At 75.9% G+C, this 14,744-nt stretch carries 4 protein-coding genes; all 4 read right to left on the bottom strand.

Going from position 1 to position 14,744, the window contains the following annotated elements; genetic code table 11:
• Window positions 1–137: 137 nt before the first annotated feature.
• Complete coding sequence (locus ABZY20_RS36915; protein WP_356447870.1) at window positions 138–2,996, bottom strand: amino acid adenylation domain-containing protein; 2,859 nt, start codon at window positions 2,994–2,996, stop codon at window positions 138–140.
• Between the two features lie 77 nt (window positions 2,997–3,073).
• On the bottom strand, window positions 3,074–5,095 hold the full coding sequence (locus ABZY20_RS36910; protein ID WP_356447868.1) for an alpha-hydroxy-acid oxidizing protein: 2,022 nt from the start codon (window positions 5,093–5,095) through the stop codon (window positions 3,074–3,076).
• Window positions 5,092–11,538, bottom strand: coding sequence for a type I polyketide synthase (locus ABZY20_RS36905; RefSeq protein ID WP_356447866.1), 6,447 nt, complete (start codon window positions 11,536–11,538; stop codon window positions 5,092–5,094). Before ABZY20_RS36905 ends, ABZY20_RS36910 begins: the two co-directional genes overlap by 4 nt.
• Window positions 11,539–11,558: 20 nt before the next feature.
• Complete coding sequence (locus tag ABZY20_RS36900) at window positions 11,559–14,738, bottom strand: SDR family NAD(P)-dependent oxidoreductase (protein ID WP_356447872.1); 3,180 nt, start codon at window positions 14,736–14,738, stop codon at window positions 11,559–11,561.
• Window positions 14,739–14,744: the final 6 nt, after the last annotated feature.

Genomic DNA, 14,744 nt, shown 5'->3' with positions numbered 1-14,744 from the left:
ACCCCCAAACCTCATTACAAGCGTGGGTGTTGGTTTTTCTGTGTTTTGATATACCTACCGCCCCCCGGCCCGCCCCGCCGCCCCCCCCCACCCCCGGGCGCCCCCCCCCCCGAGGTGCGGGCCGCCCGGTCGGAAGGTCAGTGAGCGGCCGGGTCGGGGAGCGCCGACCGGTCGAGTTTGCCGTTGGGGGCGAGAGGGAGGCGGGGCAGGGTGACGAACGCGGCCGGGATCATGTAGGTGGGCAGCCGTTCGGCGACGTGCCGCCGCAGCGTGCGCGCGGACGGCGCCTCGCCGGCGCCGTCCGGACCGGCGAGGACCAGATAGGCCACCAGCCGGTCGCCACCGGAGCCCGGATCCGGCCGCAGCGCCACCGCGGCCTGGGCGACGCCGGGGTGCAGGGCGAGAGCGGCCTCGATCTCGGCGGGTTCGATCCGGAAGCCGCGCACCTTCATCTGGCCGTCTCCGCGCCCGACGTGCTCGAGGAAGCCGTCGGCGTTCCAGCGGGCCAGGTCCCCGGTGCGGTACATGCGCGATCCGGGTGGCCCGAACGGGTCCGCCACGAAACGCTCGGCCGTCGCCCCGGGCCTGCCGTGATAACCGCGGGCGACCGACCCGGCGACGTACAACTCGCCGGTCACACCGGGGGGTACGGGAACCAGACCGGGGCCGAGGACATAGGTCCGCATGTTGTCCAGCGGCCGGCCGATGGGCACGCTGCCGCCCTGCCAGCCGTCCGGGACGGTGAAGGCGGTGGCGTAGAAACTCTCGGTCTGGCCGTAGGCGTTGACCACGCGCGCCCCGGGCACGGCGGTGCGCAGCCGCTCCACCAGGTCCGCGGGCAGCCGCTCGCCCGCGAACATCAGGACGTCGGCGTGCAGTCGCCCCGCGACGCGGTCGGTGAGCTCGGCGAACACCGACGGCACGGTGTGCAGCACACCGCCCCGCCAGCCGCTCCGCTCGGCGAGCACCAGCACGTCGCGCACGACCTCCACGGTGGCGCCGGTGGTGAGCGCGGTGAACACCTCGAAGACGGAGACGTCGAAGTTGATCGAGGTCCCGGCCAGCACCCGGGTGCCGGACCGGATACCGGCCACGGCCGCCAGGCGGGTGACACCGTTGACGATGTTGGCGTGGGTGACGGCCACGCCCTTGGGGACCCCGGTCGAACCCGAGGTGTACATCACGTACGCCAGGTGCCCGGGCCCCACCGGCACCCGGCGGCCCGTGTCCCCGGGCTGCCGCAGCGCGAGGTCTTCCATGAGGCACACCGGGGCGGTGGCCTCCGGGAGGTCCCCGGCGGTCTCCTTGTCCGTCAGCACGAGGTCCGGTGCGGCGTCGCGGAGCAGGAAGGACAGCCGCTCGGCCGGGTACCGCGGGTCGACCGGCAGGTACGCGGCGCCGGACTTGAGGGTGCCGAGCAATGCCACGACCAGGTCCGTGGAACGGGGCAGGGCGAGGGCGACGAGGGACTCCGGGCCGGTGCCGGCCCGGAGCAGCCGTGCCGCCAGCAGGTCGGCGCGCTCGTCGAGCTGACGGTAGGTCAGGGACCGGTCGCCGCAGACGACGGCGACCGCGTCCGGGGTGGCCGCGGCCTGCCGGGCCACCAGGTCGGGCACCGAGACGTCCGGGGTGGGGGCCCGGCGGCCCGCCAGTTCCTCCAGCAGCAGCCGGTGTTCGGCGGGGTCGAGGAGCGCGGCTCCGCTCACGGCGCTCGCGGGCCGGTCCGCGAGCTGCCCGAGCACCCGGGTGAAGCGGTCCGCCAGCTTCTCGGCGCCGGTGGGGTCGAAGAGGTCGGCGGCGTACTCGAGCCGGCCCGTCAGCGCCCCGTCACCGGCCCCGAGGCCGTGCGGGAAACGGATCACCAGATCGGGCACGGAGTCGCCGGCGAGGCCGCGGTCCTCGGTGATCGCCAGGCCGGCCGGCACCGTCCCGGACGGCCACGTGGCGGCCTCGCCGGTCGTCACCATCACCTGGAAGAGCGGGTGCCGGTCCGCGGGGGCCTTCGGGGCCAGCTCGGCGACCAGCCGGGCGAACGGCACCCGGGTGCGCTCCCGTGCGGCTTTCGTCCGCTCCCGCACCCGGTCGACCAGGTCGGCGAAGGAGGGGTGGCCGGACACGTCGGCGCGCAGCACCCAGGTGGTGCCGGGCAGATCGGGTGCCGCGCCCCGGGCGATGTGGACCCCGACGGGCAGGTCGGTGCCGGCGCCGAGCTGGTGCAGCAGGGCGCACAGGGCAGCTTGGATCACCATCGCGGGGCTCGCGCCGCGGTCCGCGGCGAGCTTGTGCACGGCGTCCGCGACGCCGTGCTCCAGGACCAGCGGCACGCTGCCGGTGCGGCCACTCGCCACCGGGGGGCGCGGGTGGTCGCAGGGAAGCGGCAGCGTGTCCGGTGCCTGGGCAAGCGCCGCACGCCAGTGGGCGGTCTCGTCCGTGAGGACGGCATCCGCCTCGGCCGGGGCGGGCCCGGTGGCAGTGCTCCCGGGCCGCGCGGCCGCGGTGGGGCCCGGGCGGGCGGCGGGCGGCTCCTCGCCCACGTACCGGGCGGCGAGGGCGTCCGCCAGATCGCGCACCAGCAGCGCGGCCGGCCGGTCCTGTACGGCGAGGGGGTGCAGGACCAGGATGAGGACGTGTTCGTCGGCGGCCGTGCGCACGATGCGGGAGCGCAGCGGCGGCTCGACGGTCAGGTCGAACGGGCGGTCACGCAACTCCTTTACAGCATCCGCCAGTTCGTACGGGGTCACGGATTGCACCCGCGGGCGCGGACCTGCCTCGGTCAAGGGTGGGACACGCCGGGCCGGGGTCCCGGAGGCGTCCTCGCACAGCAGCGAGCGCAGGATGTCGTCGCCGGCCGCCGCGTCGGCGACCGCCGCAGCCAGGACGGCACCGTCCAGGGGCCCCCTGAGGCGCCACACGAGGGTGGTGTGCCGGGCCCTCCCCGCGTCCTGCGGCCGGCGGGCGAACCGCAGGCACTGCTGCGCGAACGACAACGGGATCATGCGTACCTTCTCCTTCGGCGTCCTGCTGGTGTCGTCGTCCGGCCGCGGCCCACCGCCCGCCGCTTCCGGCGGACCGGTCAGTCCTGTCGGGCCGCGGCTGCCTGTCGCGGCATGGCCAGAGGGCCCGCCGGGGCGAGCAGTTCGGGGGTGAGGTCGCGGACGCCGCCGCAGCCGCCGAGTGTCAGCGCGAGATCGAACTCGGCGAGCAGGCAGCGCAGCACGTGCCGCACGCCGTCGCGGCCGTCCAGGGCCAAGCCGTACAGGTAGGGCCGGCCGAGGAGCACGGCGTCCGCCCCGAGCGCCAGTGCCTTGACCACGTCGGCGCCGGTGCGCACACCGGAGTCCATGAGCACCGGCACGCCGTCCCCCACCGCCGCGCGTACGGCGGGCAGGCAGTCCAGGGCGGCGACGGCGCCGTCGAGCTGGCGGCCGCCGTGGTTGGAGACGATCACGCCGTCGGCACCGTGCGCCAGGGCCGCACGGGCGTCATCGGGGTGCAGGACGCCCTTGACCAGGAGGGGCAGACGGGTCAGTCGCCGCAGCCACGGCAGGCGGTCCCAGGTGAGCGCGGGGTTGGCGGAGACGGACGCCCAGTGGGCCACGGCCTCGCGCGGGCCGGCCTCCGGGGGCAGCGCCGCCGCGAAGACCGGATCGGAGGTGAAATTGGCCAGTCCGGCGCCGTGCAGGAAGGGCAGATAGCCGTGGTCGAGGTCGGTGGGACGGTAACCGAAGGCGGGGTTGTCGACGGTGAGGACCAGGGCGTCGTAGCCGGCGGCCTCGGCGCGCCGCACCAGGGACTCGGCGAGCGCCCGGTCCGAGGGCCAGTACAGCTGGAACCAGCGCGGCTGTGAGCCGGCCGCCGCGGCGACCTCCTCCATGGAGTGAGAGGAGAAGCACGACAGGACGAAGGGCAGGCCCGTGTCGGTGGCGCCGCCGGCGGAGGCGAGTTCACCGCCGGGGTGGACGACGGTCTGGGCGGCGACGGGCGCCAGCAGCACCGGTGCGGCCAGGTCCCGGCCGAACAGCCGCACCCCCAGGTCGCGCCGGGTGACGCCGCGCAGCATCCGGGGCACGACCCGCCACCGGTCGAACGCCTCACGGTTGCCGCGTCCGGTCGCGCCGCACCCGGCGTCGCCCACGACATAGCCGTACGCGGACGGCTGCAGCACCCGGCGCGCCGCCTCCTGGAGAGAGGTGAGGTCGGTGGAGAGGCGGGACGACCGGCCGTCCGGTCCGGCGAGATAGATCTCCCGCACCAGGTCGGCCGGCGGGCCGGCGGTGCGGACGGCCAGGTCCTCGCGGATACGGCCGGCGAGCAGCCGCGCGCTCTGAGCCGCCCGTTCGGTCAGTCCGAAGTGGCCGCCGGGATGCACGGCGAGGGCGTGTGCGGCGGTGGTGTGCCGCGCCCAGCCGCACACCTGGTCCGCGGTGTTCTTGGGATCGTCCTCGGCGAGCAGGACGGTGATGGGGACGGCGAGCGCGGTGTCCGGCTCACACCGGTAACCGCGCAGCAGGCGGTGGTCCGCGCGCAGCAGGCGCAGCACCTCGGCGCGGAGGTCGGGTTCGGCGAGCAGGACGTCGGGCACGCCGCCGAGTCGCCGCAGCCCCGCGACGACCGCCTCGTCGTCGAGCGTGTCGAGGTCCGGCTCCTGCCAGTCGTCGGCGGGTGGCCGGGCGGCGGAGACGAAGAGGCGGGCCACAGTGCCCTGCCGGGCCAGCAGCCGAGCCGTCTCGAACGCGGCCAGGGCGCCCATGCTGTGGCCGAGGAGGAACAGCGGACGGCCGGTGTACGGGGCGAGCGCGGCGGCCGTGGCCTCGGCGACCTCGGTGACGTCGGCGGCGCAGTCCTCGGCGCGGCGGTCCTGGCGGCCCGGGTACTGCACGGCGAGCAGGGCGATGTCGTCGGGCAGCGCTGCGGCGAGGTCGGTGAAGGCGGTGGCGGTGCCGCCCGCGTGCGGGAAGCACACCAGGCGGGCGACCGGGTCCTCGTCGGCGGGGAAGGCCCGCAGCCACCGGGAGGAACCGGTGACGGGCCCGCGGCGGACGACGGGGGCGTCGGTGCGCGCGGGGCCCGGGGTCGCGGTGGTGCGTTCGGTCATGTCCTCGGTGTCCCGTCCTCAGTGGTGGTGGGCAGCTGGTCCAGCAGGCGGCGCAGACGCTCTCCCAGCCGGGCGCGTTCGGCCTCCGCGAGGGCGGAGTCGGCGACCAGGGCCTCGACGCCGGCGAGAGCGTCGGACAGGAGGTCGTCCGCCGCCTCCTCGGGCAGCTCGGTGCGCAGGTGACCGGCCAGCTCGCGAGGCGTGGGCCAGTCGAAGGTGAACGTGGCCGGCAGTCGTACCCCGGTGGCGGCCGCGAGGCGGTTGCGCAGCTCGACGGCGGTCAGCGAGTCGAAACCGATCTGGTCGAAGACGCTGTCCGGGCCGATCTCCGCCTGCGAGGTGTGGCCGAGCACGGTCGCGACCTCCCGAAGGACCAGCCCCATGAGGTCGCCGCCCGCCGTACCGGTGGGCGCGCCGGGTTCCGGCACGGCGTGGGCGGCGGGGAGCGCCGCGTCCGGCCGGGCGCCGGCGGCCGGGGATGCCGCCGGCGGCGCCTTCGCGGGCGCCATGTCGTCGAGCAGGGCCGGCAGGGTGCCGTCGCGGCGGTGCTCGGCGAGCCGCTCCCTGTCCCATCGGGCGGCCACGGCAACGGGCGTACGGTGCTCCAGCGCGGCGTCCAGCAGGCCCAGGCCGCGGGCAGCCGCCAGCGGCCGCACTCCGAGCCGGGCCATACGGGCGACGTCGGCGTCGGTGAGGGCGGCGCCCATGCCGCCGGCCGTGTCCCACAGACCCCACACCAGGGACACGCCGGGCAGGCCGTCTGCGCGCCGGCGTTCGGCCAGGCCGTCCAGGAAGGCGTTGCCGGCGGCGTATGCGGCCTGCCCGGCGGAACCGAGGGTGCCGGCGAGCGAGGAGTAGACGACGAACGCCGACAGGTCGCGCCCGGCGGTCAGTTCGTGCAGGTTGACCGCCGCGTCGACCTTCGGCCGCAGAGCGCGGTCGAGCTGTTCGGAGCTGAGGGCCGACAGCAGCGCGTCGTCGACGACACCGGCGGCGTGGACGACGCCACCGATCCGGATGCCCTCGCCGTCGAGGCCGTGGAGGGCGGCGGCCAGCGCGTCGCGGTCCGCGGCGTCGCAGGCGAGGACGCGGACCTCGGCACCGAGGTCGCGCAGTGCTTCCAGGTCGCGGGCCGCGTCCTCGCCGGGCGCGCCGCGTCCCATCAGCACCAGCTGGCGCACACCGTGCTCGGTGACCAGGTGGCGGGCGGTCAGCCGGCCGAGCCAGCCGAGTCCGCCGGTGACGAGGACGGCCCGCTCGGTGTCCCAGACGGGGCCGGGCAGTTCGAGGACCACCTTCCCGATGTGCCGGGCCTCGGCCAGGTGACGGAACGCCTGTGGCGCGTCGCGCAGGTCCCAGGCCGACACCGGCGGCGGCCGGAGCGCGCCGGACTCGAAGAGGGCGAGCAGCGCGCGGAGCATCTCCTGGATGCGGTCGGGTCCCGGTTCGCGCACGTCGTAGGCGCGGTAGAGGACACCGGGATGCTGCCGCGCGACCTCGGCCGGGTCCCGCCGGTCGGTCTTGCCCATCTCCAGGAAGCGGCCGCCACGGGGCAGCAGGCGCAGCGAGGCGTCGGTGTAGGGACCGGCCAGGGAGTTGAGGACGACGTCGACGCCCGCCCCACCGGTGGCGTCGAGGAAGTGCCGCTCGAAGCCGAGGTCGCGCGAGGAGGCGATCCGGGTGTCCGGCAGACCGGCGGCGCGCAACGCGTCCCACTTGCCGGGCGAGGAGGTGGCGTAGGCCACGGCGCCGAGGTGCTGGGCGAGTTGCAGGGCGGCCGTGCCGACACCGCCCGCGCCGGCGTGCACCAGCACGGACTCCCCCGCGCTCAGCCCGGCCAGGTCCACGAGGCCGTAATAGGCGGTCAGGTAGGTCACCGGGACCGCCGCGGCCTGCTGGTACGTCCATCCCCGGGGGACGGGGCACACCAGCCGCCGGTCGGTCACGGTGGTCGGTCCGATGCCGGAGAAGAGACCGAGGACCCGGTCGCCGGGGCGCAGGTCGGTGACCCCCTCGCCCACGTCGAGGACCACACCGGCGCCCTCACCCCCCTGGCCCCGGTCGCCGGCGTCGGGATCCACCGAGGGCGGGATCACTCCGAGGGACAGCAGGACGTCCCGGAAGTTGAGGCCGGCGGCCCGCAGCCGCACTCGGACCTGGCCGGGTCCCGGCGGCCGGTCCGCCTCCGGCCAGGGTTCCAGGGACAGATCGGCGAAGGACTTCTTGCCGACGTAGTCGAGTCGCCAGGTGGGGGTTCCGGCGGGCGGGAGCAGTCCGCCGCTCTCGGGGGCGTCCGCGAGCAGCGGCCGGTGGGCGGTGCCGTCGCGCAAGGCGAGTTGCGGCTCGCCGGTGGCCACGGCGGCGGGCAGGGCGGCGCGGGAGGCGTCGCTGCCGTCGTCGTCGACGAGGACGAAGCGGCCGGGGTGTTCGGCCTGGGCCGCGCGCACCAGCCCCCATACGGCACGGTGGGCGAGCCGGCCGGGTGCCCCCGTGCCGGACACGGTGACCGCCTCGCGGGTGCGGACGACCAGGCGGGTGCCGGCGAGCCGCTCGTCGCGGACCAGGAGCCGGGCGGCGTCCACCACGGCGTGCAGGACGTCCCGCACGGCGGCCGGGTCGCCATCGGCGTCGGCGCAGCCGAGCAGGACGGCCTCGGGGGCGGGGGCCCCTGCGGCCAGGGCGTCCGCGAGGGCGGCCGCGTCGGCGAGGGATTCGCCGGGGCCGACCCGCGTCCAGCGGGCGGTGTCCGGTGCGGGGGGCAGATCGGTCAGGGAGGTCCAGCGCGGCAGGAGGAGGCCGGTGGCCGGTGCGGCGTGGCCCGATGGAACCGGGCGCAGGGTCAGCGAGTCGACTGCGGCCACCGGCCTGCCGTCGGCGTCGGCCACGTCGACGGTGACCGCGTCCGATCCGGCGGGTGCCAGCCGCACCCTGAGCGTTCCGGTCGCCGCGCCATGGACGCGCGCACCGGACCAGAGGTAGGGCACCAGGCTCCGGCCGTCCTCGGCGAGCCCTGCGACGGCGAGGGGGTGCAGGCAGGCGTCGAGCAGGGCGGGATGCAGGGCGTACCGGCCCTCCGGCCACTGCCCGGCGGTCGGCGCCACCTCGGCGAAGACCTCCTCGCCGCGCCGCCACACCGCGCGTACGCCCCGGAAGACGGGCCCGTACTCCAGTCCCCTGACGGCCAGGTCCTCGTACAGCTCGCCGGGCGGCACCGCCACGGGTTCGGCGGCCTCGGGGGGCCAGACGTCGAGGGGAGCGCCGTCGCCGGACCGGGGGGCCGCTCCGCCGAGCGTGCCGTGGGCGTGGCGGGTCCATTCGGCGGGTTCGGGCCCGTCGGCGCGGCGGGCGTGGACGGTCACCGCCGTCGTGCCGTCGCCGGCGGGTGGGGTCAGCAGCACGCGCAGCTGGATCTCCGCGTCGCGGGGTACGGCCAGGGGTGCCTCCAGGACGAGTTCGCCGACCGGTCCGCGGTCCGCGTCCCGGGCGGCGCTCGCCACCAGGTCGAGCAGTGCCGTGCCGGGCAGCAGCACCTGTCCGGCGACCCGGTGGTCGGCCAGCCACGGGTGGGTGGTGAGGGAGAGCCGCCCGGTGTACACCGTTCCGAGCTGCTGGGGCAGCTCGGCGCTGGCGGTGAGCATCGGGTGGTCGAAGCGGGTGAGCCCCGCCGAGCTCACGTCGCCCGGGGTGTCCGGCTGCTCGATCCAGTAGGTGCGGCGCTGAAAGGCGTACGTCGGCAGCGGGACGTGACGGGCGCCGCGGCCGGCGAAGACCGCCGCCCAGTCGGTGGGGGTGCCGCATGCGTGCAGCCGGGCCAAGGCGGCCAGCGCGGCCGCCGGTTCGGGCCGCCCCCGACGCAGCGCCGGGATCAGGGCGCGGGCGGCCGGGTCGGGGAGGCAGGCGGCGGCGGTCGCGACGAGGTCGCCGGTGGGCCCGAGGTCGAGGAACCGGGTGCAGCCCAGGTCGCTCAGGCTGCGCACACCGTCCTGGAACCGGACCGTCTCGCGGGCGTGGCGGACCCAGTACTCGGGGTCGGCCAGACGGTCGGAGGGCACCGGTTCGCCCGTCAGGTCGGAGACGACGGTCACCCGTGCCGGACGGAAGGCCAGCCCCTCCACCACGCGCCGCAGTTCGTCGAGGGCGGGCCGCATCAGCGGCGAGTGGAAGGCATGGCTGACGGGCAGCCAGGTGGCCTTGCCGCCGGAGGCCTCGAACCCCTCGACGACGCGCTCCAGTTCGCGCCGGTCTCCGGAGAGCACAGTGGCGGCCGGGCCGTTGACGGCGGCTATGGAGACGCGCTCGGTGTGACCGGCGACGAGCGCGGCCGCCTGTTCCTCGCTCGCTCGCAGCGCGACCATGGCGCCGCCGGCCGGCAGTCGCTGCATGACCCGGCCCCGGGCGACGGCCAGCTCCGCGGCGTCGGCCAGCGAGAGCACGCCGGCGGCGTGGACGGCGGCGAGGGCGCCCACCGAATGCCCGAGGACCGCGTCCGGCCGGACGCCCCAGGACTCGAACAGCCGGAAGAGCGCGACCTCGCAGGCGAACAGGGCGGGCTGGGTGTACTGGGTGTGGTGCAGCAGCGCGGCTTCGGCGGAGCCCTCGTCCCCGAACAGCACCTCGCGCAGGGGGCGCTCCAGTCTGGCGTCCAGTTCGGCGCACGCGGCGTCGAAGGCCTCGGCGTAGGCGGGGAACGCCGCGTACAACTCGCCTCCCATGCCGATCCGCTGGGAGCCCTGCCCGGCGAAGAGGAACGCCGTACGGCCGTCGACGGCGGTGCCCCGTACGGCGGCCGGGTGGTCGGTGCCGTCGGCGAGCGCCCGCAGGGCGTCGCGCAGCTCCGCCTCATGGCGGGGCAGCAGCACGGCGCGGTGCGCGAGGTGGGTCCGCGTGGTGGCCAGTGCGTGGCCGAGGTCGACCGGGCGCTCCGGTCGCTCGGCCATCCGGTCGAGGAGCCGGGCGGCCTGAGCGCGCAGCGCGGCCTCGCCTGCCGCCGAGACCGGGACGGGGACCACGGGCAGCGGGCTGCCACCGTCCTCGGTGGCGGATGCCGGATTCGGTTCGGGCTCCTGTTCCAGGATGACGTGGGCGTTGGTGCCGCTGATACCGAAGGACGACACGGCGGCCCGGCGGGGGTGGTCGTGTTCCGGCCACGGGGTGGCCTCGGTCAGCAGTCTCAGCGCCCCGTCGGACCAGTCGACGTGCGGCGTGGGTTCGTCGGCGTGCAGGGTCCGGGGCAGTACGCCGTGCCGCATCGCCTGCACCATCTTGATGACGCCCCCCACGCCGGCGGCGGCCTGGGTGTGGCCGATGTTGGACTTCAGCGAGCCGAGCAGCAGCGGGCGGTCTGCGGGGCGGCCTGCTCCGTAGACGGCCTGGAGGGCCTGTGCCTCGACGGGGTCGCCGAGGGAAGTGCCGGTGCCGTGCGCCTCAACGGCGTCGATCTCGCCGGCGGGCACACCGGAGGTGGCCAGGGCATCGGCGATGACGCGTTCCTGGGCCCGGCCGCTCGGGGCCGTCAGGCCGTTGCTCTCGACGCTGTGGTTGACGGCGGTGCCCCGGACGACGGCGAGCACCCGGTGGCCGAGGCGGCGGGCGTCCTCCAGCCGTTCCAGGAGCAGCAGACCGGCCCCCTCGGACCAGCCGGTGCCGTCGGCCGACGCGGCGAACGACTTGCAGCGGCCGTCGGCGGCGAGTCCGCGCTGCCGGCTGAACTCCACGAACGGCATGGGCGTGGACATGACGGTGGCCCCGCCGGCCAGGGCGAGCGAGCACTCGTCCCGGCGCAGCGCGGCACAGGCCAGGTGCAGGGCCACCAGGGAGGAGGAACACGCGGTGTCCACGGTCAGCGCGGGACCGCGCAGGCCGAGGGTGTAGGCGACACGTCCGGAAGCGACGCTGCCGGCGCTGCCGAGTCCGAGGTAGCCCTCGTACTCGGCCGGTGCGGGCTTGAGACGCGAGCCGTAGTCGCCGTACATGGTGCCGACGAAGACGCCGGTACGGCTGCCGCGCAGTCCCGACGGGTCCAGCCCGGCGTCCTCCAGGGCCTCCCAGGCCGTCTCCAGCAGCAGCCGGTGCTGCGGGTCCATGGCGTGGGCCTCGCGGGGGCTGATGCCGAAGAACTCCGCGTCGAACCGTGCGGCGTCGGCGAGGAACCCGCCCTCCTTCACGTACGACGTGCCGGGCGCGTCGGGGTCCGGGTCGTAGAGGGAGGCCAGGTCCCAGCCGCGGTCGTCGGGGAAGGGCCCGATGGCGTCGACCTCGTCGGCGACCAGCCGCCACAGATCCTCGGGGCCGGTGACACCGCCGGGGTAGCGGCAGGCCATGCCGACGATGGCGATCGGGCCGGACGCCTGCCCGGTGCCGCGGGCGGCCGCCCTGAGGCGCTCGTTCTCCTTCAACGCCGCCCGCAGCGCGTCGACGACTTGTTCGTGGGATGTGGCCGTCATCGTGTCTCCGTAACTTGCTGCTAGAGCTGTTCGGGGCGGGCCTCGCCCAGGGCCAGGCGGACCAGTTCGTCCGTGCTCATCACGTCCACGGCGCTGCCGTCGCCGCCGGTGCCGGACTCCCGCGGCTCGGTGCGCGGGGTGAGGTCTTCGCCCAGGCGCTCCGCAAGAGCGCCGGGGCTGGGGTGGTCGAAGACGAGAGTGGGGGGCAGCCGGACGCCGGTGACGGAACTGAGCCGGTTGCGCAGTTCGAGGGCGGTCAGGGAGTCGAAGCCCATGTCCTGGAAGCGCCGGTCGGCCGGGATCCGGTCCTGAGTGACGTGTCCGAGGACGGCGGCGACCTCGGACCGTACGGCTTCGAGAATGATGTGGCGCCGTTCCGTGTGGGGTGCCGAGGCCAGCCGGTCCTGAAGTCCGCCGGCCGGGGCCGCGGCAGGAGCGGACGCGGCGACGGCGGGCCGCAGGCCCCGCAGGACGGGCGGTGCGGTGGCGGGGTCGAGGCCGCGCAGGTCGAGGCGGCCGGGTGCGAGGACCGGCGCACCGTCCGTGAGGGCGGCGTCGAAGAGGGCGAGGCCCTCCTCGGCGGTGAGGGCGCCGACGCCGGACCGGGCCAGCCGGCGCAGGTCGGTCTCGCCCAGGGCGGCGGTCATGTCGCCTTCGCCTGCCCACAGCCCCCAGGCCAGCGACACGGTGGGCGCCCCGTCGGCGCGGCGGGCTCCGGCCAGAGCGTCGAGGTAGGCGTTGGCCGCCGCGTAGGCGCCCTGTCCGGCGGTGCCCAGGGTGGCCGCGAGGGACGAGAACAGAACGAGCGCGGTCAGGTCCAGATCGCGCGTCAGTTCGTGCAGATGGACGGCCGCGTCGGCCTTGGGAGCGAACACCCGGTCGAGGCGGTCCGGCGTGAGTGCCTCGACGACGCGGTCCTCGAGCACGCCGGCCGCGTGGAGCACGGCGGTCAGCGGCCGGTCCCGGGGAACTTCGTCGAGGACGGCGGCCAGGGCACTTCGGTCGGCAGCATCGCAGGCGGCGACCGTGACCTCGGCGCCCAGGGCCTCGAGTGCGGCCGCGAACTCCTCGGCGCCGGGCGTCTGCGGACCGCGGCGGCCGGTGAGCAGCAGCTTCCGTACGCCGTGGTGCTCCACCAGGTGGCGCGCGAGGAGCCTGCCGAGAGTGCCCAGGCCGCCGGTGATCAGGACGTGGCTGTGCTCGTCGAAGGGCGTCCGGCGCGCACCCGTCGACGGGCCTGCGTGGCGGCGCAGCAGCGGCACCCGCGTGCGGCCCCGGCGCAGAGCCACTTGGGGTTCGGCCGAGGCGAGTGCCGTGGCCAGGACCCGGCGTGAGGCCGGGTGATGGTCGGTGTCGAGGAGGGTGAGCCGTCCGGGATGCTCGGACTGCGCGGACCGGGTCAGGCCCCAGACCGCGGCGCGCGCCGGGTCGGGGCGGTCGCCGCTCTCGGCCGGGACGGCGCCACTGGTGACGAGGGCCAGCCGGGAGGCGGCCAGCCGCTCGTCGGCGAGCCAGCGGCCGAGCAGGTCCAGGGCGGTGTGCAGGGGCTGGGTGTCCGCCCCGGCGGACCGCCCGGGTCGGGCGGTTCCGCCGGAGGCGAGGGCGCCACGGGATGCCGCGGCCCCGGAGTGTCCGTCCGCTCCACCGGGTGCGGCGGAGGTGCCGGACGTGGTGGGACCGCTGTGTGGCTCGGTCGCACCGGGCAGGGGGACGACGACGAGCGCCGGTACCGGCGCTCCCTCGTCGAGCGAGCGGAGCAGGTCGTCGAGTCCGGGGTGGGCGGTGGCGCGGACGCCGGAGGCGCGGACGGCGGCGCGGATCTCCTCGCCGTCCGGGCCGAGGACCGCCCAGGGCCCCTCGGGCAGCGGTACGTCCGGGTCCTGTTCCGTCCAGTCCACGGTGTACAGCGCCGCGCTGTCGGCGGGGCGGTCCTCGGTGCCGGTCAGCTCACGCAGGTCGAGCCGGGACACGCCCAGGACGGGGGTGCCGTCATCAGCGGCGATCAGGAGGGAGTAGGTGTCACCGTCCCCGCGGCGCAACCGTACGCGCAGCGGGCCGTCCGCGGCCGGCCGGTGCAGGGTCAGACCACTCCAGGCGAACGGCACGAGCATGCGGGAGTCGTCACCGGCGGCGCCGAGGAGGGTGTGCAGCGCCGCGTCCAGGGCGGCGGGGTGCAGCGCGAAGCCCTCCGGCCCGACGGGCGGCGTGACCTCCGCGTAGAGGTCGGTCGTGCCGCGCCACAGGGCGCGCAGGCCGCGGAAGGCGGGGCCGTAGGCGTAACCGCGGTCGGCGAGGCGGTCGTAGAGACCGTCCACGGGCACGGGGACGGCATCCGCCGGCGGCCAGACGCCGAGCGGTGCGGCCTCGTCCTGGGCGGCGGGCTCGTCCGTGCCGGCGGGGGCCAGGGTGCCGCTGGCGTGCCGGGTCCAGGGAGCCGTCGGCGTGCCTGCGGGCCGGGCGTACAGGACGAGGTCACGGCTGCCGTCGGCGCCGGGTGCGCCGGCCATGAGCTGGAGATCCGCGGCCTCGGTCAGCGGCAGCGGCTGCTCCAGGGTCAGTTCGGCCACCCGGTGGTCCCCGGTGGTGCGGCGGGCCGCGTGCAGCGCGAGGTCGGCGATGCCCGCTCCGGGCAGCCGCGGTGAGCCGGCGATGACATGGTCGGTGAGCCAGGGCCGGGTACGCGGATCGAGCCGCCCGCTGAACACGGTGCCGGAGCCGTCGGCCAGTTCGACGCCGTCGTCGAGCAAGGGGTGGGTTCCGGTGAGGCCGGCCGGGGCCGGCCTCACCGGTTCGCTCAGCCAGTACCGTTCCCTCTGGTAGGCGTACGTGGGGAGGGGCACCGTGCGGGCCCCGGGGTAGAAGCCGCGCCAGTCGACGCTGACGCCGTTGACATGAGCGCGGGCGAGCGCGGTGGCCAGGGTGCGGGTCTCTTCGTGGCCGCGGCGCAGCAGTGGGGCGGCCACGGGCACGCCGGTGTCGTCGTCCGTCAGGCTGCCGCGGACCATGGCCGTGAGCACCGGGTCAGGACCCAGTTCGAGCCAGGTGGTGGCCCCCGCGTCGTGCAGGGTGCGTACGCCGTCGTGGAAGCGGACGGTGCCGCGCAACTGACGTACCCAGTAGTCCGGGTCCGCCAGCTCCTCCACGCTCGCCACACGACCGGTCACATTGGACACCAGCGGAATCCGCGGAGGATGAAACACCACCCC

This window comes from Streptomyces sp. NPDC006624 (assembly GCF_040611555.1).
Classification (GTDB): Bacteria; Actinomycetota; Actinomycetes; order Streptomycetales; family Streptomycetaceae; genus Streptomyces.
The sequence above is the reverse complement of the archived record's forward strand: the minus strand, read 5'-3'. Positions and strand labels throughout refer to the sequence as shown.

Bases quoted from the DNA above. Each gene is read 5' to 3' on its own strand.
- ABZY20_RS36915 (WP_356447870.1), bottom strand. From the start codon at position 2,996: ATGATCCCGTTGTCGTTCGCGCAGCAGTGCCTGCGGTTCGCCCGCCGG.
- ABZY20_RS36910 (WP_356447868.1), bottom strand. From the start codon at position 5,095: ATGACCGAACGCACCACCGCGACCCCGGGCCCCGCGCGCACCGACGCC.
- ABZY20_RS36905 (WP_356447866.1), bottom strand. From the start codon at position 11,538: ATGACGGCCACATCCCACGAACAAGTCGTCGACGCGCTGCGGGCGGCG.